Annotated in this window: 15 protein-coding genes; 12 read left to right on the plus strand and 3 right to left on the minus strand. The window is 42.1% G+C overall.

What is annotated here, in order from left to right:
- Positions 1-867 precede the first annotated feature (867 nt).
- The 3 genes from Q0954_RS24730 to Q0954_RS24740 all read left to right on the plus strand — a co-directional run bounded on the left by Q0954_RS24730 (position 868) and on the right by Q0954_RS24740 (position 4,802).
- Positions 868-2,826 (plus strand): hypothetical protein, encoded by a 1,959-nt coding sequence (locus Q0954_RS24730; RefSeq protein ID WP_299461524.1) that lies wholly within the window; start codon positions 868-870, stop codon positions 2,824-2,826.
- A 23-nt stretch (positions 2,827-2,849) separates the two neighbouring features.
- Positions 2,850-3,641 carry a DUF2490 domain-containing protein gene (locus Q0954_RS24735; protein ID WP_299461526.1) on the plus strand — a complete coding sequence of 264 codons (792 nt, stop codon included), beginning with the start codon at positions 2,850-2,852 and terminating at the stop codon, positions 3,639-3,641.
- A gap of 273 nt (positions 3,642-3,914) precedes the next feature.
- Positions 3,915-4,802, plus strand: a complete 888-nt coding sequence (locus tag Q0954_RS24740) for a hypothetical protein (RefSeq protein WP_299461528.1) — start codon at positions 3,915-3,917, stop codon at positions 4,800-4,802.
- Between the two features lie 437 nt (positions 4,803-5,239).
- Here Q0954_RS24740 and Q0954_RS24745 read toward each other — a convergent pair whose 3' ends face one another.
- A complete protein-coding gene (locus tag Q0954_RS24745) occupies positions 5,240-6,271 on the minus strand; it encodes an endonuclease/exonuclease/phosphatase family protein (RefSeq protein WP_299461530.1) in 1,032 nt (343 codons plus the stop codon).
- A gap of 706 nt (positions 6,272-6,977) precedes the next feature.
- Here Q0954_RS24745 and Q0954_RS24750 point away from each other — a divergent pair.
- Genes Q0954_RS24750 through Q0954_RS24760 form a run of 3 tightly spaced genes read left to right on the plus strand, consistent with a single transcriptional unit; the run spans position 6,978 to position 12,171 of the window.
- Positions 6,978-9,668 carry a TonB-dependent receptor gene (locus Q0954_RS24750; protein WP_299461532.1) on the plus strand — a complete coding sequence of 897 codons (2,691 nt, stop codon included), beginning with the start codon at positions 6,978-6,980 and terminating at the stop codon, positions 9,666-9,668.
- Positions 9,669-9,714: 46 nt separating this feature from the next.
- On the plus strand, positions 9,715-11,085 hold the full coding sequence (locus Q0954_RS24755) for a DUF5689 domain-containing protein (RefSeq protein WP_299461534.1): 1,371 nt from the start codon (positions 9,715-9,717) through the stop codon (positions 11,083-11,085).
- 21 nt (positions 11,086-11,106) lie between these two features.
- On the plus strand, positions 11,107-12,171 hold the full coding sequence (locus Q0954_RS24760) for a DUF5689 domain-containing protein (protein WP_299461536.1): 1,065 nt from the start codon (positions 11,107-11,109) through the stop codon (positions 12,169-12,171).
- A gap of 149 nt (positions 12,172-12,320) precedes the next feature.
- Here Q0954_RS24760 and Q0954_RS24765 read toward each other — a convergent pair whose 3' ends face one another.
- The gene (locus Q0954_RS24765) at positions 12,321-12,977 is read right to left on the minus strand and encodes a hypothetical protein (protein WP_299461538.1); all 657 of its coding nucleotides are present in this window, start codon (positions 12,975-12,977) and stop codon (positions 12,321-12,323) included.
- Positions 12,978-13,606: 629 nt separating this feature from the next.
- On the opposite strand from Q0954_RS24765, the gene Q0954_RS24770 reads away from it, so the two are divergent.
- The 5 genes from Q0954_RS24770 to Q0954_RS24790 all read left to right on the plus strand — a co-directional run bounded on the left by Q0954_RS24770 (position 13,607) and on the right by Q0954_RS24790 (position 20,399).
- Positions 13,607-14,674: a DUF2027 domain-containing protein gene (locus tag Q0954_RS24770; RefSeq protein ID WP_299461539.1), complete on the plus strand. Its 1,068-nt coding sequence runs from the start codon at positions 13,607-13,609 to the stop codon at positions 14,672-14,674.
- Between the two features lie 256 nt (positions 14,675-14,930).
- A complete protein-coding gene (gene mgtE / locus Q0954_RS24775) occupies positions 14,931-16,283 on the plus strand; it encodes a magnesium transporter (protein WP_299461541.1) in 1,353 nt (450 codons plus the stop codon).
- A 164-nt stretch (positions 16,284-16,447) separates the two neighbouring features.
- Complete coding sequence (locus Q0954_RS24780; protein WP_299461543.1) at positions 16,448-17,398, plus strand: 2-hydroxyacid dehydrogenase; 951 nt, start codon at positions 16,448-16,450, stop codon at positions 17,396-17,398.
- Between the two features lie 811 nt (positions 17,399-18,209).
- Entirely contained in the window at positions 18,210-19,301 is a 1,092-nt protein-coding gene (locus Q0954_RS24785; protein ID WP_299461545.1) for an FAD:protein FMN transferase, read from the plus strand.
- Positions 19,302-19,637: 336 nt separating this feature from the next.
- Positions 19,638-20,399: a class I SAM-dependent methyltransferase gene (locus tag Q0954_RS24790; protein WP_299461547.1), complete on the plus strand. Its 762-nt coding sequence runs from the start codon at positions 19,638-19,640 to the stop codon at positions 20,397-20,399.
- Positions 20,400-20,719: 320 nt separating this feature from the next.
- Here Q0954_RS24790 and Q0954_RS24795 read toward each other — a convergent pair whose 3' ends face one another.
- Complete coding sequence (locus Q0954_RS24795; protein WP_299461549.1) at positions 20,720-21,040, minus strand: hypothetical protein; 321 nt, start codon at positions 21,038-21,040, stop codon at positions 20,720-20,722.
- Between the two features lie 290 nt (positions 21,041-21,330).
- Here Q0954_RS24795 and Q0954_RS24800 point away from each other — a divergent pair, with 290 nt between their 5' ends.
- On the plus strand, positions 21,331-22,533 hold the full coding sequence (locus Q0954_RS24800) for an amino acid deaminase/aldolase (protein ID WP_299461551.1): 1,203 nt from the start codon (positions 21,331-21,333) through the stop codon (positions 22,531-22,533).
- Positions 22,534-22,723: the final 190 nt, after the last annotated feature.

Genomic DNA, 22,723 nt, shown 5'->3' on the forward strand with positions numbered 1-22,723 from the left:
CGGTTTTCAAAAATACTGTCACCGCCTCAGCTCGTGTCTCCACGAGCTGATCGAAACCTGCAAAAATAATGTTCCCAGACGCGTGATGAGGCGATTTGTGGAGACACAAACCGAGGCGAAAAAAATAGTAGGGTAGGATACACTGCACGTACTCTACCTAGCTTTTAACTTCTTGAGCTCAGCAGAGTAAAACTCTAGCTTCGGTTTTCAAAAATACTGTCACCGCCTCAGCTCGTGTCTCCACGAGCTGATCGAAACCTGCAAAAATAATGTTCCCAAACGCTGTGATGAGGCGATTTGTGGAGACACAAACCGAGACGAAAAAAATAATAGGGTAGGATACTCTACACAAGTATTGGTAGTGAAAGATTAGTGTACGGTTTCAAAAAAAAATGATATATATACCAATCGGCAAACAAGCTAATCAAATACAATGATTCGGGTATCTATGAACCATTACTTTTTTTCTAAATTTAGTCCACTGATCACAAAACTATTAGCCTCTCAGACTAAAACTTTGAAAAGTTTTTTTGTAATCTTGTTATGATTAATGATTATGTTTGCACAAAAGTAAAAAACGGCTTATCCAATGCGTGTTGGATAAGCCGTTTTTTGGTGCTAAGCCAGAATTAAGCGCTAATTTTATACCAGTGCTTCATGACTAAGGAATGGTGAGAAATTAAATTACCATTCTTGAGGTAGATGTTTTGTTTTGAGACGAGGCTATTTTTTGCGCCCATAGCAGCGCTACGGGCAATAAAAATAACGAAGTATCAAGGCGAAAAATCACCCCTCAGAGTGTAAATTTATTTTTGAACAATTCCTAATGTCAAAACAAATGTGGTACAATAAGATTTTTTTATGCCAATGATCATAAGAATATTTACTTGTATTGTATTGTTTTATACGTCGTCTTTTGGACAAAACAAACAATACATCAATAGATTGCTACAAGTTGGCGCATACAAAGTAAAGGCAAATTATGGCTACTATGCCTCCAAGGGTGATACCATCCCCCAAGGTGCTTTTACAATGAAAAGCTTTGGCGCTGACGCAGCTTCTGCTGATCTGAAGCAATACTTTTCGCTCAATGGAACCTTTCAGAATCAAATGCCAGGCAGTGCCTGGAGATTTCAGTTTGGCAAGTTTAAGCTTGATGGTACCCAAGAACTGGTCAATTATCAGCTCAATGTGAAATTAAGCGGCGTTTTTCATACTGCGTTGGTGAATTTTCGGGAGGGAAAAACACACGGAAAATGGAGCCATAAAATCAACCGGGTAGATAAATCTAACATCAAGGAGACGCTTTTTGAGAGCAGTGCACTGCTTGAGAATGGATTGGCCAAAGGGATCATACGCATGGAAGACACGCAAGCAATTCTTTTGGGGAGGTTTCTTAAAAACGGTTTTGCGCATGATGTCTGGGAGGTCAACTTTGGCAATGCCCCAGACAGAACAGAGCAATGGCATTTTAAAGAAGGACGATTAGAGAAAATTGTACTTGAAAAAGATTTCCAACCCAAAACCATCTATTTATATAAAGATAACATTCCACAGGCAACAACCGTTAGCCTGGATCATGTGTACCTCAAAATACTTAGTTTGCAACATTTGAGCGATAGCACCAGTTACACAAAAATAGGCAGTAAAATAGCCTCCTTGATTCGACAAAACTCGTATTGTAATCAGAAAATCAACGATATATTTGCCGGTATGACAAGCATTTCGGGGAAAGCAATACAGATGCCGTTGTTTCAGGTAAAAGTGGCTCGTTATCCACTAATAGAAGCTGAGAAAGCACATATTGCCAACTTAAAAGCAGATTATGAAAAAAGCCTGGAGGTGAGCAAGTTTCTGCTTACCAATACCAAGCTCAACATACTTAAGCATGCCGATGAGGAAGTGTTATTTTTGCTATCAGTTGTTCAAGAAGTTAACAAAAAATACCTGTCAGTTATCAAAAAAATAGTTGAATACCAAGCAATGGGAGTACTTGATTTTTGGCAACGCAACCGCATGCAACTACAACTTGGTTTAGACAAGAAGTATTCGCCCGAAGTATTGGTGTCGTTGCAAGACTCTACCAACACGCAACAAAAAGCATTTACAGGACCCAACCCAGCGTTGCTCAATGCTGATGAGGTGGGTTATGCATACTTGGCTAAAATTGCCCAATATGCCCGATCTTGTGTAGACTCTGTAGCCCAAAAGCTCAATAAGAAACTCAGCAATCAAGAAATACAGCGACAATTGGATGCACTAGAGAAGGTCATCATCCAAAAGTTTGATCAATTAAATCGGCTAAGCGATTCTCTTGGAAAAAAACTACCCAAACGGTATAAGACAACCACAAAAGCCATGCGTCTTGCTGTCAATAAAGAAATTAAGCTATACTCTACCAACGAAGATTTGAGCACAAAATCGGCTCAGGCACGTGGCATTATTAGCTGTTTAGACAATATGAAAAGTTTGTTTAGTACGCTTGCCCAATTGCCCAAACGTTGGGATACGATTCAAAAATTATATACCGAACAGGTATGGAATCCGTTTACGGCAACTATCATGAACGACCAGATAAAAGAAAGGCTTACCGAAGCTTATCATCAGTTGTTGGTGCCTTCTATTTTGACAAAGATCAAAGTGGGGCTAACCTGTGCCCAGGCTAAGGAACTTCGCTCAATCTTAGATCAACTTTATGTACAAATGAAGGTGTTCAGAAAACAAGATACTTCAAAGTTAGAACGTAAACTCAGAAGAGAAAACGACCCCAATACAGTTTTGGAACTGTTTGGAATTTCAACCCAAATTAAAAATCTAAAAAGATGAAATTCCTTTACCCACTCACAACAATGCTTATATTTTGTTGTTCGTTTTTTATTTCGTCAAAAGTAAGCGCTCAACAAACAGGAATGCCCGAAAGGTCTAAGTTTAAGAATGCCACCACTCGCCTGTGGCTCAATACTTATGGCAATATTCGCATTTCTGATAAACTGTTCTGGATTGCCCAAACTCATTTTCGCTTTCAGGAAAAAGACCAAACAAGGTTTGCAGGGCAAGTTGGGCAGATTTATAACCGACACGCCATTAGTTATTTTTATTCTAAAAAATTTACTGCTAGTTTGGGTGGGGTGTTCAGGCTCAACGTGAATACAGATGATATTTTGGAGGGAGAGCAAACAACGGTGCCCGAATGGAGGATATGGCATCAATACCTTTTTGCGGTGCCTTTTCCCCGTCTCATGGTGTACCACCGAATACGGATTGAACATCGTTGGACGAGGGGGTTTCAGAAAAACAGTAGTTTTATTTTTAGAAACAGGTGGAGGTATATGTTAAATATGAAAATTCCACTCAACAAAAATAAATTGGCTCCTGGGGCTTTTTATGTAGCACCCGAAGCAGAGTTGATTATGCAAAGTGGGAGGTCAGTAGTGAATAGTCCTATGGAAGATTTAAGGCTTCACACCTCTTTTGGGTACATACTTAAACCACAAGTCACTTTTGCCACAGGCTTGATGTATTCTTTTGGACAACAGTTAAGCAATGGGGCAATTTTCAACCAAAAATGGACGTTGCGATTTCATGTGTATTTTTCTCCAGATTTCAGGAAACTTGAAAATAGATTGCCAGCTGTTAAATAGCTGAAAGTGGTGGATGTTCTTTAGTCTACAGCTTCAAGCGACAAGTTTGAGGCTGATCTGAAAGCAACTAACCGATTTTATAAGGCTTTGATTTTTAAGTGATTATAAAATCGGCAGATGGAAGTCGATAGTCCCATACTGTTTTCTTAAGCCTTAAGAAAGTTCCTGATAAGCTCAACACATTTAAACAAAGGGGTAGCTTGTCGCTTAACCGATATTCATCGGTATTTAGAGACTTGCTCCTAACGTCAAATAAGCTATTAATACTTATATATGAAAAGACCAAGTAAAATCATCGTCGTTTATATTCTCTTGGCAGCAAGCATCACCTCTGCCATTTTACTGTTTTTTCGTGCTCAAGGCCTAAAACAAAAGCTTAGAACTGCTTTGAAGGAAAAAAAACATACCCAAGAAAACGCAAAAAAACCGCCTTACCTTGATCGTTACCTGGCAGTTGACACCTTGATTGCCCAAAAAAAATACCGCGAAGCCTGGCTTACCTATGAGAAAATACTCGCTGATATGCCCACAAACCTAAAACTCACCCGCTCTATTCAATTAAGAATGCGTAACCTGGTAGAGCTGGAAAAAATGAAAGGGATGCTTTTTTCTCATGAAACCCCTGATTCTCTGCAAGACTCGTCGTTGCAAGTACGCCAAACAGACTCGCTCGCCAGAAAAGTGACAAATAACGAACAGCAAAAAAGCGATCAGTTAGATTCCCTGAGGTTTGCCCTTGAGAAAGCAACCGTTTTTGCTCACAACCTTCGCACTCAATTGAAAGACAAGTTGTCTAGCGATTATGTAACCTTTACCAATAAAAAGGGAACAAAGGTGTATTATGTGGGCAATGTAACAGCTAAAAAAGCCAATGGCCAGGGAGTAGGCTTGTATAGCAATGGCAAGCGATACGAAGGCAACTGGAAAAACAATTTACATCATGGGTACGGCATCCTTTACTGGCCGGATGGTGAATATTACGATGGTGATTTTCAATTGGGGCAACGCCATGGCAAAGGAAGCTACCATTGGCCTAGTGGCGATAAATTTGTGGGTGAATGGAAAAATGACAAAAGAAATGGTCGTGGTATTTTTTACAAAAAAAATGGAAAAATAGTGGCAAAAGGCATTTGGCAAGACAACAAGTTTATCAAGAAGTAAATTAGTAGCGAGCTTGTAGCTTCTAGTGCAGTCAGTAGATTTTTAATAAAATAGTGTTTTATACCTGCCAGGTTTCCTAGTGCAGTCTGTAGACTTTTAATAAAATAGCGTTTTACACCTGCCAGGTTTTGAAAACCTGGCAGGTGTGGGTAGACTTCTCTTTATTATAGGTTTGCAAATATTAAATTTCAACTGCCTATACTACAAAACCTGGCAGGTATAGGCAAGTAGGCTTTTAAAATACTTGATGCAAATATTAAATTTCAATTGTCTATGCTACAAGTAGCTACAGATTTTATAATGTATCGTTTTTTAATGATTTACAAAATGCTTAGATGCCAATTTTATAAACCGCTAATAATCAATGAGCTATAAAACCGATAACATGCCTGCAAACCAACCTCAAGCTAAAGGCTTGAGGCTGTAGCAACTATAAACTACTTCACCTGCTTGGCTATAAAAATATACACCGGAAAGTGGTCGCTGTATCCCCCCAGGTAAGTACGCCCACCAAATGTACGCAATGGGTAACCCTCGTATTTGCCTCCACGCTGCTTGAGCAACTTAGGGGCAAATACCCTTGCCGACTTGGGCACATACTTGTAACTATATTTTTTGGCCATTACCAAGCCTTTACTCATAATGATTTGGTCAAATAAATACCATTGATCGCGGTAAGCCAATGATCCGATGCCTTTTTTATACAAAGGCAACATTGCGTTGTACAGATTTTTGCCTTTGGGCTTTTTACCCGAAGCTTTCAACACCTTGGTCAAACTCTTGTCGTTGGGGTTGTCGTTCAAGTCGCCCATAATCACAATCTTGGCATTTTTATCAGCGTCCAACAGCGAATCGGCAATGCTGCGAGTAAGCGTAGCCGCCTTGATACGTCGGGGCTCGCTGCGTTTTTGCCCTCCCCCACGCGATGGCCAGTGGTTGACAATAAAATGAATGTCGTCTCCATCAAACTTACCTTTGACCAACAACTGATCGCGGGTGATAAACCGGGGGTTGGTTTTGTCTGTCAAACGGTAGCTTTTGCTGAAAGTAGGGGCAAAATATTCGGGGCGGTAAATCAAGGCCACGTCAATACCTCTACGATCGGGCGACGAATAATGGACAATTTTATAGTTATACTTCTTAAGCCCTCCGGTTTTCACCAAATCCTCTACTACTTGTTTGTTTTCTACCTCACACAAGCCAATGATAGAAGGTGCATCGCCTCCGGCAAGCTTTGACAATACCCTGGCCAGGTTCTGTAGTTTTTTGTGGTAACGAATGGTAGTCCAGTTGCGTCTGCCTTCGGGAGTGTACTCTTCGTCGCGTTTCTCAGGGTCGTCAATGGTATCAAAAAGGTTCTCTACATTATAAAATGCAATGCTACCCAAGTGGTATTTTTCTTTGCCTTGTCCTTGAGAAACGGTCACACTTCCCCATACCAACAGAATCAATACTAATGTTTTTTTCATGTGTAAAACCTTTTGCCCGTTTACCGGGGGTTTGCAATAATTATGGAATAATAATTTTGTTTTGTATATTAACTTTATAGCATTCGGCACTTGCCTGGTGTTGTCCAGTGTAAATAAACAACCAAACAAGGCTCAATTTTATAAAAAAAGGTGAATAACTCCCCTTATTTTAACTATCAGCGCGTTTTTTCAGCATAAACTTCTGGCATCAACTCGCGCAAAACATATTGGATACACCACTATTTTTTGCCCAGGCAATGTTAACCTGACGTTTTGAAGTGATCAAAATTATAGGCTTCTAACGTTTTATTTGTTCTGATAAAGCAAATTTAACAATTAAATAATTTTAGATACTTCTATTACCCACTCCTCCCCTTCTTTTTCAATACTACTTACTCACTTTTACTCAACAAGTAATATCTCTTACCAAAAAGAACTTGACAGCTGTTAATATTTAACAATGGTACTTTTCTAACTTACTGGCTGTAAGAGTGCTTGCCCTTCAATAATGTTTCAAGGCTTTTTTTTATAAGTGTAAGTAAAACGTTTCAATAAAATATAGTGATTTATAAAGTGTAAAAACACCCTTAAAGGTACACGCCAATTTACCCCAAAAATGAAGGTTCATATAAACTTAACTTTGGAGTGAAATACCCAACGTAATTTTGTGACCAAATAGCAAGCAGATATAAAAAGGCCTCGCTTTATGAAAAAATTCTATCTAATTTTAATTTGCTTGGTGGCAACACTAAGTACCTCTTTTGCCCAATCTGGCTCTATTAAGGGTAGAGTAATGGACAAAGAAACTGGAGAAGCACTTATTGGTGCTTCGGTCATCATCAAAGGAACTTCACAAGGAGTAACGACCAATGTAAATGGTGATTTTTTGATGCAAAATGTAGCTGCAGGTAAGCAAACCATCGAGATTTCTTACATTGGTTACGAAAAGTATGAAACCACGCTCACTGTATTGGCGGGCAGAATTATGCGCCTGCCCACGCTCAAGCTTGATCCTCAGGCTATGGGATTGAAAGAAGTACAGGTATTGGCATCTTTCCAAGATGAAAAAAGACAACAACCTACGCCTATTTCTACCATTAGTGCGCTTGACATTAAAGAGAAAATGGGAGCGCAGGAATTTCCTGAAATGCTAAAGTCTACCCCTGGGGTATTCGTATCTACCGGAGGCGGTGCTTTTGGTGGTTCAAGCGTACGTATTCGTGGTTTTGGCTCCGAAAACACCGCCGTGTTGATCAATGGTATTCCAGTAAACGATATGGAAAGCGGTCGGGTGTTTTGGTCTAACTGGGGCGGCATGAACGACGTAACCCGCAACCAACAAGTACAGCGTGGTTTGGGTGCCTCTAAACTTGCCGTAAGCTCAATAGGTGGTACCATTAACATTATTACCAAGCCCACCGAGTTTCGCAAAGGAGTGAGAGTGTCTTATGCTATGTCAAACCGCTCGTGGAAACACCGTGCAATGGTGTCTGCTTCTACTGGATTGATGAAAGGTGATTGGGCAGTAACCGTGTTGGGCTCTACCCGCCAGGGCGAGGGCTTTCGTGAAGGAACCAGCGCCGATTCTTGGGCTTACTTTTTATCGGCTTACAAAGGTTTTGGTAAAAACCACCAACTTGTATTTACCGCCTTTGGTGCCCCTCAGGTAACCGAAGGAGGACGAAGTGCTACCTTAGAAACTTATCAGACTGTAGGCGACGAAAGATACAACCCCGCCTGGGGCTTTCGCGATGGCAAGCGTTTTAGCTCGGCACGCAACCGCTACCACAAGCCCAAGTTTATGCTGAACCACTACTGGGACATCAGCCCTAAAACCACCCTGAGCACTTCTGTATATTATTCGTTTGGTCGTGGAGGCGGTACCAGCATCAATCGTACTGCCGATGTGGGCAACCCGGTACCTTTTAACATTACCCAGGGAGCCGATGCAAGCACTTATCAGGTAGACTGGGCAGGTTTGATTGCCCAAAACCAAGCAGTGACCCCTACCAACATTATTACTGGCAACGACAACACACTGGTAAGAGGCCGATTGTCGCAATACATGATTCAAGAGTCACGCAATGACCACAACTGGTTGGGTGCTTTGACTACGCTAAACTCTCACATTACCGAAAACCTAAGCATCACTACCGGGCTGGACTACCGCTGGTACCGTGGTTTTCATTACCAGACTGTAAACGACCTTTTGGGGGGTGATTTCTGGCTAGACCGAGAACGTTTCAACGACCGCCCTGACAACAACTTATTACGCCCTAATTTTCTTGCCAAAGAAGGTGACCGCATTGGCTACGACTACACAGGTACAGTGGGCTGGCTAGGGGCTTTTGCTCAGGCAGAATATAGCTTAGGCAACCTTGACTTGTTTGTGACCGGAACCGTAGTACAAAGTCAGTTTCAACGAAACGGCAAATTTTTGCACGAAGAATTCATCGATTCGTCTTTGGGTAAGTCTGAACTACACCAGTTTACCAACTACACCGTAAAGGCAGGTGCCAACTATAAGATTACCGGGCGCCACAATGTGTTTTTTAACTCTGGTATGTTTACCCGTGCCCCTTTCTTCAGAGATGCTTATGTAGATGCCCGGGTGTCTAACACCATACGTGGAGGCTTAAACAATGAAGAAATACTCTCACTAGAAGCCGGGTATGGTTACCGCTCGCCTACTTTTGCTGCCAACCTAAATGTGTACCAAACCTATTGGCAAAACCGCACTTTGACTATGGGCACTTTTGCAAGTTATGTAAACCCTGCCACCGGAGAGTTTGTCGATGATTTTGTAACCGTACGTATGGCAGGCGTAGGCGCGCTACACCGTGGCATCGAGTTTGACTTTTTGTGGCAAATGTTGCCCGCGCTTACGCTAAAAGGGATGGCTTCTATTGGCGACTGGCGCTGGATGGGCAACGCCAAGGCTACTATATTTACCGACCCTGGTTTGCAGATTATCAACGACAACCAAACCGTATACAACGACCGCTTAAAAGTAGGTGGTTCGGCTCAGTCGGTCGCAGCGCTTAACCTCAACTACCGCTCGCCCAAATACTGGTATGCAGGCATTAGCTACAACTTCTACGATAATATGTATGCCGACTACAACCCCGTAGAAAAAACCAACCCTGAGCCTTATTTTAACCAGGTAGAACGCCTAAACAATGCCTATACTTTTGACATTTACGGAGGCAAGTCATTCAAACTAAAGAAGGGCTTGATTTTGCAGGTAAAGTTCAATGTAAACAACCTGTTCGACAACCGGTTTGTGATTGACTCAAACCAGCGCACTGCTTCGTTTAGCGACCCCAACCCGTCGCCATTTGTACAATACTACTTTGGGCGTACTTTCTTTATAAGTACAGTACTACAAATCAGGTAATTATAACCTCAGTTACATACAAACACATTAAAGATTTATATTAAAGATGAGACTGAATAGAACATTTTTTTACATTTTGCTGGGGTGGGTAGCTGTGTTAGGAATGACCAGTTGCGCCGATGAAAAAATAGCCATTCCAGAAAGCCTTATTCCACAGGTAATTACGGTAGAAGAGTTCAATACTGGCAACTACAACGGCAAACTGGTGCAAATAGAGAACGTACAGTTTGAAGAGCCAGAAGGGACCAAGTTTAATGGTACTACCTCGAACGCCAACGGTAACAAAACCGTGTCAGACTGTGCGGGCAATACTTTTTTACTATTTACCAGCACTAGCCGCGACTTTGCCAACAGTACCTTGCCTCGTGGCAATGGTACCATTACCGGGGTGGGCGCTTCTTTCAATGGTACCGTACAACTTGAGCTACGTACTATCAAAGACATTTTTGGCTTACAAGGCGAACGTTGCGACCCTACCGCTGGCATTGCGGCTATATCAGTAGCAGAGTTTAACAGCGGCAAGTATGAGGGTAAAATAGTAAAGCTTGAAAACGTACAGTTTGACGAAGCTGACGGCACCAAGTTTAACGGCACCACCTCGAACGGCAACGGAAGCAAGCGTTTGATTGATTGTGCAGGGAATGCCTTGGTGGTTTTTACCAGTACCAGTTCTGACATCTCTGATGAATTGCTACCTACTGGCAACGGTACTATTTTAGGGGTTGGATCTTCTTTTAGAGGTACGGCTCAATTGACAGTACGCTCGCTAGACGATGTAAAGGCTATGACTGCCAATAAATGTACTGTAAACCTGGGCGCCAATGCTACCCTCAAAACCATCAAAGAAATGCGGGATATGTACAAGGGTAGTGCCATTGACATTTCTGACGACTTTAAAATAAAGGGAGTGATAACGTCTGACAAAGATGCAGGTAACATTACTTCTCGTAATATTTTTATTCAAGATGCCACTGGAGGCATTGCAGTAAGGTTTACAGGTGACAATACTTTTGCCTTGGGCGACGAGGTAGAGATTGCACTGAAAGGTACCCAACTGACGGAATTTAGTGGATTGACCCAATTTGGCAATGTGCCTAATAGCAGTGCTACAAAAGTAGCAGATGGCACTTTGCCTACTCCCGAAACTATCACTATTGATCAGCTAAAAACGGGAGATTATCAAGGCAAACTCATACAATTAGAAGGGGTTACTTTTACGGGCAAGGGTACATTTGCCGATAATAGTGGCGACCAGCCTATTGCCAAAGATGGCAAAGAAACAATTTTCCGTACCCGTTCAGACGCTAATTTTGCGGGCGATGCATTGCCCACTGCTGCAGTAACTGTGGTAGGACACGCGGCGGTGTTTAACAACACTATACAAGTGCTTCCTCGTAACAAAAACGATATTAAGTAATCAATGGCTAACCTGAAAAAGATGAACTTTACATATAAAATCAATTATTTACTAGGGGTATTTGCATTGCTGACAAGCGTGTTGTTTACCTCTTGCCAAGAAGAAGAACTAGTAGTGCCAGCGAATGTTCCGGTCATTATTCCGGTCACTATTGCTGAGCTCAACACGGGCAACTACGAAGGACGCATCGTGCAAATTGAAGGGGTATCGTTCAGCGAGCCTGTAGGTACCAAGTTTAACGGTACCAGCTCTAACGGAGGCGGTAACAAAACTTTGGTAGACTGTAATGGGAACTCTACTACAGTATTTACTCCAAGCGATAAGCCGTTCTCAGACCAGGAACTGCCCATAGGCAACGGCACCATCATTGGCAAAGCATCTAGCTTTAACGGTACCATTCAACTATTGCCACGCACGGAAGCCGATTTTGCCGGGCTACAAAATGGCGGAGGGGTTGACCTTTCAGGAAATGTAACCATTGCCCAACTACGCAATATTTATCAATGTGCCAACACCCAGGTAAAAGGCGCTTTTAATATTACAGGGGTAGTGACTATTTCTCCAGAGCAAGGCAATCTTAACTCAAGAAATGTTTTTATTCAAGATGCCGCCGGTACTGGCATTGCGTTGCGCTTCAAGGCTGACCATAGCCTCAAGTTGGGCGAGCAGGTCACCATTAACTGTCAGGGTTTGGCTTTAGAAAAATTCAACGGCTTGCTTCAACTCAACGAAATAGACGAAGCCACCAACATTATAAGCAAAGGGGCAGCTACATTGCCAACCCCAGTAACTGCCACCATTGCCGACATCAAAGCTGGCAAGTATGAAGGACAACTGGTAAAAATAGAAGGGGTGGAATTTAAAGGCACGGGGGCAGTGAGCGGCACGGTAGAAATCACGACCACCGACTGTGCGCAGTCTCTGCCAGTGTATACCCGCTCAGACGCTAACTTTTCAAACACAAACCGCCCCGATGGTACCGGAAGCATTGTAGGTGTGGTAACAGTAGCTACTACCCCTCAGCTAATTATTCGTGATATGAACGATATTAGCTTTACCGGAGCCAAGGTATGTAATGCTCAGTAAAAACTTAGTACCCAGTACACTAGAGTAACCCATGGACAAAAAGATGGTTTGCAAGCCCTAAAATCAAAAAAAGCCCCTTGATCTGTATAGACCAAGGGGCTTTTTTTATCAATTCAACAGCCAACCTGTCAAGGCTTCTAAAATTTCACCTAAAAAGCCTCGTTTAAATCTGTTAAATCCCCGGTTATTTTTTTGACCGCATTAAATAAAGAGCGAGACTTATCAGGAACAGGCGTAGCTTTTAAAGCATAAGCAGCATAATCGTCGTTGAGCCCTATAGCAAAATTGGTACGCTTTACCCAGGCACGCTCCTCCAGCTCTGTCATTACTTCCATGTCCATTTTTTGGTGCAAACTTTCTCTGGCATTTTTTATAATATAAGCATCCACGTCCAGGTCTGCCATCATAAGCGACGAACTTTTGAACACCTCTATTGCCCGGTAAGGAATATGCCAAAGTACTATTTGCGTAAACTGGGCGGTAGTCTGGTATACATCCAATACTTTAAAAATACTATTACAGTTGATCGTGTGCAAACCCCATTTTGCCACTGCAGGGTCTAGCTCAAACAAAGGCGCCGCCTTGCTGGAAGCCACGACAAACCTGCAGTTTTTGACAGGTTTGCCGGCAAAATAAGACATATCGACAAAACAAGGCGAACGCAATATAAGCCCTGGCTCGTATTGAGCAATTGCCTGAGCAGGCAAACTACAGTCGCGATAAAACATCGCCATGCCAGGCAAAGTCCAGTGAATAATCTCGTCGATATTGTCAGGTAAAAATGAATGATGAGTGTCTTCAGTCATTGAAATGAGTTAAAGTAATCTTACCCACAGACTAGTGCACTGGAAACTAAATTCCTATCATATTATTCGGAGTCTTTAGCCCGCTTACTTTACTTCAAAAAGCTTACGTAGCTTTAGCTATGCGCACTTTTTGAAGTGCGTCAGCAAACAAAATACCTCGAATAAATAATATATTTATTTAATCCCCAATGCACTAGTGGGGTAAGGCCAAAATAAGAGTAGATCGTGTGGAATATTGATAGTAAGCGCCGAAGCAGAATTAAATATATCTGATAAGTAGGTGTAACTGTCATATTATAAACAAATTATCCTTACCTGTAGCATATAGCTAATTGCTGGCGGCTACTTAACTGTAAACTTAAACACTATAGCTGGAAGTGAAGTAGTAGTGTATCATGGGGCAATTTCTTTTCTTAAGAAAAATTATAACATTGCTGTTTCTAATTTTTTATCTTTGCAAAACTACGGGCATTGCATTGCTCAATTATTTGGTTCCCCCATGGCGTCATATAACTGACAGTCAGTACTTTTTTTAAAACGTTGAGTGGAGGGTTAAAGGTTACTTTTTTTAGCTTAAATGTATATTGTTTGAGCCAACGCTGATTCAAAGAAAATAAAAATATATCATAATGAATATAGGAGACAAAGTAAGGACACTTCATGGTACAGAAGAAGGTATTATATCTAAAATAAGTGGCAATGTAGTAGAAATAGAAATAGAAGATGGTTTTTCTATTCCAGTGCTCAAAAACGAAGTAGTAGTGATAGCCAAAGAAGAAGAAAAACGCTTTGGAAGTGGCTATCAGGAAGAAGAACAAGGCAGGTTTGCGGCACGCCCCACCGATAAATCGCCTGCCAGCCCAGCTGTTTTTTCCAGTAAAGGTATATATACCGCCTTTGTGCCCGTGAACGACAAAATGTTTTCTCTGTATATTGTTAACAATACCGATTTCGACTTGCCTTTTACCGTAGGGGTAGAAAAAAATCAAAACCACCAGGGTTTGTATGCCGGATTGATTCGTGGGCGCGACTCGATCAAAATAAATGAAGTAAACATCAAAGACTTTGACAATTGGGGCGTGTACATATTTCAGTTTTTGTTTGCCAAACGAGGCTATTTTGCTATCAAAGCCCCTTTTGTTAAAAAAATGCGTTTCAGAGCTTCTACCTTTTTCAAGAGCAAAGCCAAAGCTCCAGTCATTGAAAAAGAAGCTTATCTTTTTCAGCTCGACAAAGATGAAACCAGTGGCACACTCAGCAGCCACGACATTGGCGATATACCTCAGACCGATGCCGAAAGCCAGGCGCAGGCAAAAGCTCAGCAAAAGCCGCTGGATGCAGCCAAACTCAAAGAACAAATGTTTGCCAAAAATGAGACGGTTACTGTTAAAGACAAACCCCAGTTTGTTGAAACACCCGAGTTTGAAGTAGACTTGCACATTGATAAACTCACGGGCGACTCAAATAAGATGAACAGTGGCGAAATACTGGAGCTGCAGCTCAAAACATTTGAAAATAAGCTGGAAAATGCCATTGCCAGTGGAATGAGCGAGATTATTTTTATTCACGGAGTAGGCAACGGGGTGCTCAGCAAAGAAATACACAAGCGTTTGAGCAAAAACAGTGACATTCAGTACTACGAAGATGCTCATAAAGAAAAGTTTGGCTATGGTGCCACAGCCGTAAAACTGAAGTAGCATCTTTGAACAAAACCTTTCAAATAAAGTAACAAATCCCTGTTCGTTTTACCTGAACAGGGATTTTTTGATGAACAAATTTTAACGTGTAACAAAGTAAAGAGTGGAGGGTTGGGTAAGTGTTGGAAGGGGCTAAAACTTCATCAAAAATTCATACTTGTTTTAAGCTTTTTCGCCTAACTTTGTTGCCTGGAAACGTGGTCAAAATTCAGGATTGTATATTTTTTAGTCACACTTTAGAAAGGAGGTATTGTTAATGTCGTTTGTGCTTACCAAAGATCTTTTAGACAAGGTAGAGAAAGCCGTTGATACTAAAAATAGTCAATTTGTAGAAAACGAGCTCTCACGGTTGCGTCCAGCCGATATTTCTACGGTATTGAACGAAATGGATACCGAGCAAGCTATGTTTGTGATGGACTTGCTGGCGGTAGAAACAGCAGCAGAAATTATCAGTTACCTCGATGAAGATGTGTGTATCCCTTTTATAAGAAATTACCCCTCTGAAACCATTGCTCAATGGATTAATCACATAGACTCAGATGATGCCGCAGATATTTTGAACGAGTTGCCCTTACAAACAAGGGAAGAAATCATTGCCTTTTTGGACAGCAAAGAAAAAGCTGATTATATCATAGATCTTTTACACTATGAAGAAGACTGCGCCGGGGGCCTAATGGCAAAGGAACTGATCAGTGCCAACATCAACTGGACGGTGATTCAGGCTATAGAGGAGATTCGCCGACAGGCAGAAAAAGTTGAAAAAATTTACTCGTTGTATGTAGTCGACAACCAGGAACGTCTGCTGGGGAGGGTGTCGCTCAAAAAAATTATTTTGTCGAACGACGAAACCCGGATTGCAGACATTTATGAGCAAGGCATTGTGGCTGTAAAAACCTATCAGGACGAAGACGAAGTGGCAGAGATAATGCGTAAGTATGACCTGGCAGCAGTGCCCGTGATCAACGAACGAGGCAAGCTCATGGGGCGCATTACCATTGACGATGCCGTAGATGTAATCACTGAACAGGCAGAAGAAGAACGCCAGATTATTACGGGTATTTCTGAAGATATAGAAGAAGACGACAATGTACTGATGCTTACCAGGGCACGTTTGCCTTGGCTCATCATAGGTATGGCGGGCGGCTTAATGGGCGCACGTTTTATTGGGCTTTTTGAGAAAGACCTGGCAATACTTCCGGCAATGGCATTTTTTATCCCGTTGATTACAGCTACCGGAGGAAATGTGGGTATCCAATCTTCATCTATTGTGCTTCAAAGTTTGGCAAATAAATCTATGATTGGCGTCAATTACTTTCAGCGTTTGTTCAAAGTGTTGATCGTTGCCATTATCAATGGAGTAGTCATTTCGGTCATTGTGTTTGGGTTTACCATTATTCTGGGGCAAACCATCAACCTGGCAGGCATTGTAGCCATTTCATTGTTTTTTGTGGTATTGCTTGCCTCATTTATGGGTACTATTACCCCATTGGTGCTCGACAAACTGGGCATTAATCCAGCGTTGGCAGCCGGGCCTTTTATTACTACCGCAAACGACTTGCTGGGCTTGGCTGTCTATTTTTCGACTGCTCATATGCTCTACAGCTTTTAAATACTGGACATATAAAGCGAAAAAACAGCACTGAGCCAATCATTTTGCTCATGTAGAGCAAACCGCCTTGCCTCTAAAAAAAACTTTTACGAACTTAGTTATTGTAGTACTCAACAGTGCTCATGGCGTATTTTTTATAAACACACACTAGATTCATTTACAATATGGCTTTTAATATACTCATCATAGATAAAATGCACCCCTCTATTACCTCGTTGCTTGAGTCGCGTGGTATTCAGGGTGACTACCGTCCGGATATTACCCGCGCAGAGATTTTGACAATCATAGACCAATACGAGGGCTTGATGGTTCGTAGTAAAACTGCTATCAACGAAGAACTAATTGGGCGGGCACCACGCCTCAAAGTGATTGCCAGGGGGGGTGCCGGACTTGATATAATAGATTTATCGGCAGCCAAAGCCAGAGGAATTAAGGTATTGAATGCCCCAGAGGGCAACCGTGATGCAGTAGGCGAGCAAACTATAGGCATGTTGTTGTCTTTGTTACATAATGTACAACGTGCCGATTCGGAGGTAAAGAACTTTGCCTGGAAACGAGAAGCAAACCGGGGAGTAGAGCTTATGGACAAAGTAGTGGGGGTGATAGGCTACGGTAATATGGGCAAGGCTTTCGCCAAACGCTTGAGTAGCTTTGGGTGCAAAGACGTGATAGCATACGACCGCCGCCCCGACCGTGGAGACGAATATGCCCGACAAGTGTCTATGGATGAAGTGTTTGAGCGCGCCGAAATAATAAGTCTGCACGTACCACTCGACGAATATACTTATGAGCTGGTAGATGATGATTTTTTAGATTGTTTTGAGCATAATATTTACTTGGTAAACACGGCAAGAGGCAAAGTACTCAGGCTGGATGCATTGCAACGAAAAATACAAGAGGGAAAGGTGTTGGGAGCGGCTTTGGATGTGCTCGAAAACGAAAAACTACAAACGCTGAGTGAAACAGAAAAACAAAGTTTTGAGTTTTTGCGCAAGTCGCCCCACATTATCATGACGCCCCATATTGCCGGCTGGACACACGAGTCTTTCCAGAAAATAAATGAAGTATTGGTAGATAAGATTCAACAGTATTTGCAAGTCAAGGAGAAGATTTAGTTTTTTGTGGCGCTGTTAGCTTTTCTGGTCTTTGTGGAGCCTTTAGCCGTTAGCTTTTAGCTTTTCTGGTCTTAGTGGAGCCTTTAGCCTTTTTGTTCTTCGAAGAGATTAGCCGTTAGCTTTTAGCCTTTTTTGGTCTTCGTGGAGCCTTTAGCCTTTTTGTGCTTCGAGGAGATTAGCCGTTAGCTTTTAGCCTTTTTTGGTCTTCGTGGAGCCTTTATGTGCTTCGAGGAGCTTTAGCCGTTAGCTTTTAGCCTTTTTTGTTCTTTGTGGAGCCTTTATGTGCTTCGAGGAGATTAGCCGTTAGCTTTTAGCTTTTTTGTGCTTCGAGGAGCTTTAGCCGTTAGCTTTTAGCCTTTTTGTGCTCTGTAGAGTCTTTCTACTCTTCGTGTAGTTATTCTCGCTTTCGCAAATATGATAATCACCAGCAAGCAAAGGCTAAAGGCCAAAACAGTTAAACTAAAGCTAAAGGCTAAAAACCAGCGTAGCTCAAGAAAAAGCTAAAGGCCAAAAGCTCCCTACAAACAGTTAAACTAAAGCTAAAGGCTCACTACAAACAGTCAAACTAAAGCTAAAGGCCAAAAGCCCAGCATAGCTCAAAAAAAGGCTAAAGGCCAAAAGCCCAGCGTAGCTCAAAGAAAAGCTAAAGGCTCACTACAAACAGTTAAGCAAAGGCCAAAAGCCCAGCGTAGCTCAAGAAAAGGCTAAAGGCTCACTACAAACAGTTAAGCAAAGGCTAAAAGCCCAGCGTAGCTCAAGCAAAGGCCAAAAGCCCAGCATAGCTCAAGAAAAAAGAAACCAAAATTAAAAAATGAGTAATAGAAAGAAAAACCTGATTTATTCAGTAGTGTTGTTGTCGTTGGTAGGCATAGTTTATTTGTATCGTAAAAGTCAACACAAAGAAAATTTGGCGAAAGCCAAGGCAAAAACAAGCCAAAAAGCCCCAAACAAGACAAACAAAGTAAAAGTGACTGGGACTACTATGGGCAAGATTGTATACAATGTAACCTATTTGGACGACCAAAACCGTGACTTCAAACAAAGCATCGACTCGGTATTGGTAGCGTTCAACGAGTCGTTGTCTACTTATATCCCCTCTTCCGAAATTTCTACTTTTAACCAAGGCACAGAAGTGAGTTTTCGGTCTCCGTTTTTTTACCCGGTACTGGCAAAGAGTCAGGAGATATACCGCCATACTAAAGGAGCTTTCGACCCTACAGTAGGTCCTTTGGTCAATGCCTGGGGGTTTGGGTTTAAAAAGGCACAAGAGGGCAAAGTACCCGTAGACTCACTCAAACAGTTTGTGGGATTCGACAAGTACCTGAAATTTGACAAGCAAAAGCTCCAAAAAAACAAACCAGGCGTCGTGCTCGATTTTAGTGCCATTGCCAAGGGTTATGCAGTAGACGTAGTAGGTGAATATTTGGCAAGTCAGCAAATAAAAAACTACGCGGTAGAAATTGGTGGCGAGGTACGGTGCCGAGGTAAAAATGCAGAAGGTAAAACCTGGCTGTTTGGGGTAAAAAACCCTGAATACAAAGCAGGAAAAAGCAAGGGTAAATCGTCGGTGTTCAGTGCCATTTATTTAGACAACAGGGCAATGGCTACTTCAGGCAATTATGAGAATTTTTATGTAAAAGACGGCAAAAAATACGCGCATACTATAGACCCTGCCACAGGATACCCAGTAGAGCACTCATTGTTGAGCGCCTCGGTGCTTGCCCAAGATTGCATGACGGCCGATGCCTACGCTACCGCGTTTATGGTCATGGGCTTTGAGAAAGCTAAAGCATTGCTTGCCCAACACAAAAACCTGGATGCTTACCTGATTTATGCCGATGACCAGGGCAAGCTACAGGCCTACATGACCAAGGGTGCCAAAAAGTATTTGGCAAAGTTGTAAAGTCAACTATTCCAACTAATCACCTAAAAAAGTGGCGAATTGCCAAAAAATTAACGAAAATTACCTAGTATAAAACATTAATTAACATATTATTTTAGCCAATATATAACAAAATTTTTTGGCTTAAACCATTCAAACTACCAAAGAATAAAGAGGTTAATCATTTTTAGATGGTTCACCTCTTTTGCTATTTTGGCACTTTTCAAAAACTAAAGGGAGTAGGGCTATAAACCCAGCAAGGGAGGTTATTGGCTAAATCCAAACAGGGAGAGGCATTTTGTGTGTATATTTGTGTAATCCAAAAAATATTACACTCACATAAAAACACTTCGCTATATGAATAATTTAATCCATACCTCCCAAAATGAAAAAACTGATGAGCACTTCAACCAATGGTTTAGTTCCCCTTATTTTCATATCTTATACAAACACCAAAACTACCAGGAGGTTCAACATTTTTTAGATCAATTGGTAGACTTTTTACAACCCCAACCCCACCATAAATTGCTTGACCTGGCATGTGGCAAAGGAAAACACGCCATTTACCTAAGTAAAAAGGGGCTGGACATGACTGGGTTGGATATTTCGGAAAACAACCTGCGCTATGGGCAAAAGTTTGCCCACGAACGCCTGCAGTTTGTACAACAAGACATGCGCGAGCCTTACCAGGAAAATCATTTCGATTTTATTTTGAACCTCTTTACCAGTTTCGGTTTTTATGACCAGGACACAGAAAACCAAAAGGTGCTCGATGCAGTGCATACGATGCTCAAGCCAGGCGGAAAGTTTTTCCTTGATTTTATTAACCCACCTGTATACGAGCGCAACCTAATACCTTATGAGTTGTCGGTAGTACAAAACATTAAGTTTCAGGTAACCCAAAAGGTAGAAAATGGTATGCTTACCAAAGGAATTCATTTCAATGACAATGGGCAGGACTTTCACTTTGAAGAAAGCATCAAACTATTGTCTTACGACAAGTTTCAAGAGTATATAGAAGCGTCTTCTTTGCGTTTGCTACAAACCCTGGGAGGGTATGATTTTAGCCCTTTTGAGGAAGCAGACTCTGAGCGAATGATATTTGTACTGGAGAAATAATAGGCGGTGAGACAATCACTCCATTGGTACACGCCGGGCTGGTGTGTGCCTATACACCAAATGAATACCATCCCCCAAAGAAAAAAAGCACAGGCCGAAACGACTTGTGCTTAATAAAGGTGGGTAGGTAAAACATAACAAATAATTTTATCTCAGACAACGGTACCTACAAATAGGGCTTTCTTATAAAAAATGAGCAACCCCTCTGAAGCTTGCAAAGTATAAAGTTTCGCTCGGTCGTGAAGACACTGCCTGAGGCAATAATGTGGTTTTTCGGGGGCATATTCTCCTAAATAGCCTTTTATAAGAAAACCCTGTACCTACAAATACCAAGGTTCAAACACCGCATCCTGGGTATAAGCGTCTGCCTGTGGGTGGGCAACTAACTTTTCTAACGTAGCCTGATGAACATTAAGTTTTTGCACGTCTTGCTCCAACGCTTGTACCTTCTCAAACAAAATACTCGACAAGTTCTTGACTTGTGCCTCTACCAATGCTTGTAGGTCAGGGTTTGCCCCTGCCACCACAGAAGGTTTCTTTTTGGGAGCGTTTGCTTTGGCTTTGGGCTTCGTCTTTTTGTTTTTTGGGGTAATCTTCCAAACTATTTCGCGGGTGTTGTTGTCTATACCTAGGCTATCCATACTATCTTGTGTTTAAGGGTAACAAACTCAATTTGTTAATTATATTGGCTTAAAATCTTTTATATGACAAATATAGAAGCATTTTTAAAGTTAAGCCAATTTTTTAAACAAATTTTTGCTATTTTTTTGAGCAACAATTTTAATCGATCGTCCACAATTGATGGTTTTCTCATAATTGAGAATTGATAAAACCGCTTCGCAAACCATAAAGCAATAAAACCATTCTTAAATGAATAGGTATTTTCGTAATTCTATGTATTTTAGCCACTCTAAACAATTGTGTAGTACAAATGCCTGACTTTACGCCTGATTACAAATATTATTGCGAAATATTTAAAAATACCCCCAAACCCTTTGCTTTTACCAATCTTGATTTGCTCAACGAAAATATTCGGCAAATTTTGAAACGCACAGGTAGCACAAAAAAAATAAGGGTTGCCTCCAAATCGGTACGCTGCCGCGCGGTGCTTGAGCATGTATTTGCCGCAAGCAATCAGTTTCAGGGCATTATGAGCTTTCACCCCCAAGAGGCGGTATGGTTGAGCCAACAGGGTTTTGACGACATTCTGATGGGTTACCCCGTTTGGCACGAAACCGACCTAAAGGCAGTAGCTGAAGAGGTAAAACAAGGCAAAACGCTGATACTCATGATAGACAGCCCCGCCCATGTACAGCGCATCAATGCTATAGGGCAAGCTTTGCAAGTGGCGTTACCCGTGTGCATAGACATAGACATGTCGTCTAAGTTTCCGGGCATTTATTTTGGCGTGTTTCGGTCGTCGGTGCACAACGCTACCGAAGCCCTAGAGGTATACGCTGCTATAGAAACCGCTGAGTTTGTAACGCTGGATGGTATCATGGGTTATGAGGCGCAAATAGCGGGTTTGGGCGACAAAGTGCCTGGGCAGGTGGTGAAAAATGCCATGATTAAATTATTGAAAAAACGCTCGATCAAAGAAATAGCTCGTCGCAGAGCTTCGGTAGTGCAAGCACTAGAGGCAAAAGGGGCAAAGTTGCGGGTAGTAAACGGTGGAGGTACGGGCAGCCTCGAAAGCACGATCCAGGAAGAAGTAGTGACTGAGGTAACGGTGGGGTCAGGGTTTTATACACCTGGCTTGTTCGACAACTACAGCCAGTTTAGCCACTTGCCCGCTGCTGCTTATGCTATAGAGGTAGTGCGCCAACCCGTGCCCGGCATGTATACTTGCCTGGGAGGGGGCTATGTGGCATCGGGGGCTATAGCCAAAGACAAACAACCTGTGCCTTATTTGCCACAAGGCTTTCGCCTGACCGACAATGAGGGCACAGGCGAGGTACAAACGCCTATTACTTACCAAGGCACCGAAACTTTGACGTATGGCAGCCCCATATTTTTGCGCCATAGCAAGGCGGGCGAATTGTGCGAACGTTTCAACGATATGCATTTGGTGAGTGAGGGCAAGATCATCCGAAAGGAAAAAACTTTTAGAGGAGAAGGAAAGTGTTTTTTATAGTTGGTAGTCCATAGTTGGGAGTCAGGAGTTGGTAGCTTCTGCAAGGTGCTGGGAACTGGGGTCTAGGTGCTGGGTTTTTACACCTTGTTTTACAAGCAACTAATCATTAGTCGGGAGTTGGTAGCTTCTGCAAGGTGCTGGGAACTGGGGTCTAGGTGCTGGGTTTTTACACCTTGTTTTACAAGCAACT

The organism is uncultured Microscilla sp. (genome assembly GCF_947493425.1).
Classification (GTDB): domain Bacteria; phylum Bacteroidota; class Bacteroidia; order Cytophagales; family Microscillaceae; genus Microscilla.

Coding starts and splice junctions, on each gene's coding strand:
- Q0954_RS24745 (WP_299461530.1), bottom strand. CDS start 6,271: ATGAAAAAAACATTAGTATTGATTCTGTTGGTATGGGGAAGTGTGACC.
- Q0954_RS24780 (WP_299461543.1), top strand. CDS start 16,448: ATGGCTTTTAATATACTCATCATAGATAAAATGCACCCCTCTATTACC.
- Q0954_RS24785 (WP_299461545.1), top strand. CDS start 18,210: ATGAGTAATAGAAAGAAAAACCTGATTTATTCAGTAGTGTTGTTGTCG.
- Q0954_RS24795 (WP_299461549.1), bottom strand. CDS start 21,040: ATGGATAGCCTAGGTATAGACAACAACACCCGCGAAATAGTTTGGAAG.
- Q0954_RS24755 (WP_299461534.1), top strand. CDS start 9,715: ATGAGACTGAATAGAACATTTTTTTACATTTTGCTGGGGTGGGTAGCT.
- Q0954_RS24765 (WP_299461538.1), bottom strand. CDS start 12,977: ATGACTGAAGACACTCATCATTCATTTTTACCTGACAATATCGACGAG.
- Q0954_RS24760 (WP_299461536.1), top strand. CDS start 11,107: ATGAACTTTACATATAAAATCAATTATTTACTAGGGGTATTTGCATTG.
- Q0954_RS24750 (WP_299461532.1), top strand. CDS start 6,978: ATGAAAAAATTCTATCTAATTTTAATTTGCTTGGTGGCAACACTAAGT.
- Q0954_RS24790 (WP_299461547.1), top strand. CDS start 19,638: ATGAATAATTTAATCCATACCTCCCAAAATGAAAAAACTGATGAGCAC.
- Q0954_RS24800 (WP_299461551.1), top strand. CDS start 21,331: ATGCCTGACTTTACGCCTGATTACAAATATTATTGCGAAATATTTAAA.
- Q0954_RS24740 (WP_299461528.1), top strand. CDS start 3,915: ATGAAAAGACCAAGTAAAATCATCGTCGTTTATATTCTCTTGGCAGCA.
- Q0954_RS24770 (WP_299461539.1), top strand. CDS start 13,607: ATGAATATAGGAGACAAAGTAAGGACACTTCATGGTACAGAAGAAGGT.
- mgtE (WP_299461541.1), top strand. CDS start 14,931: ATGTCGTTTGTGCTTACCAAAGATCTTTTAGACAAGGTAGAGAAAGCC.
- Q0954_RS24730 (WP_299461524.1), top strand. CDS start 868: ATGATCATAAGAATATTTACTTGTATTGTATTGTTTTATACGTCGTCT.
- Q0954_RS24735 (WP_299461526.1), top strand. CDS start 2,850: ATGCTTATATTTTGTTGTTCGTTTTTTATTTCGTCAAAAGTAAGCGCT.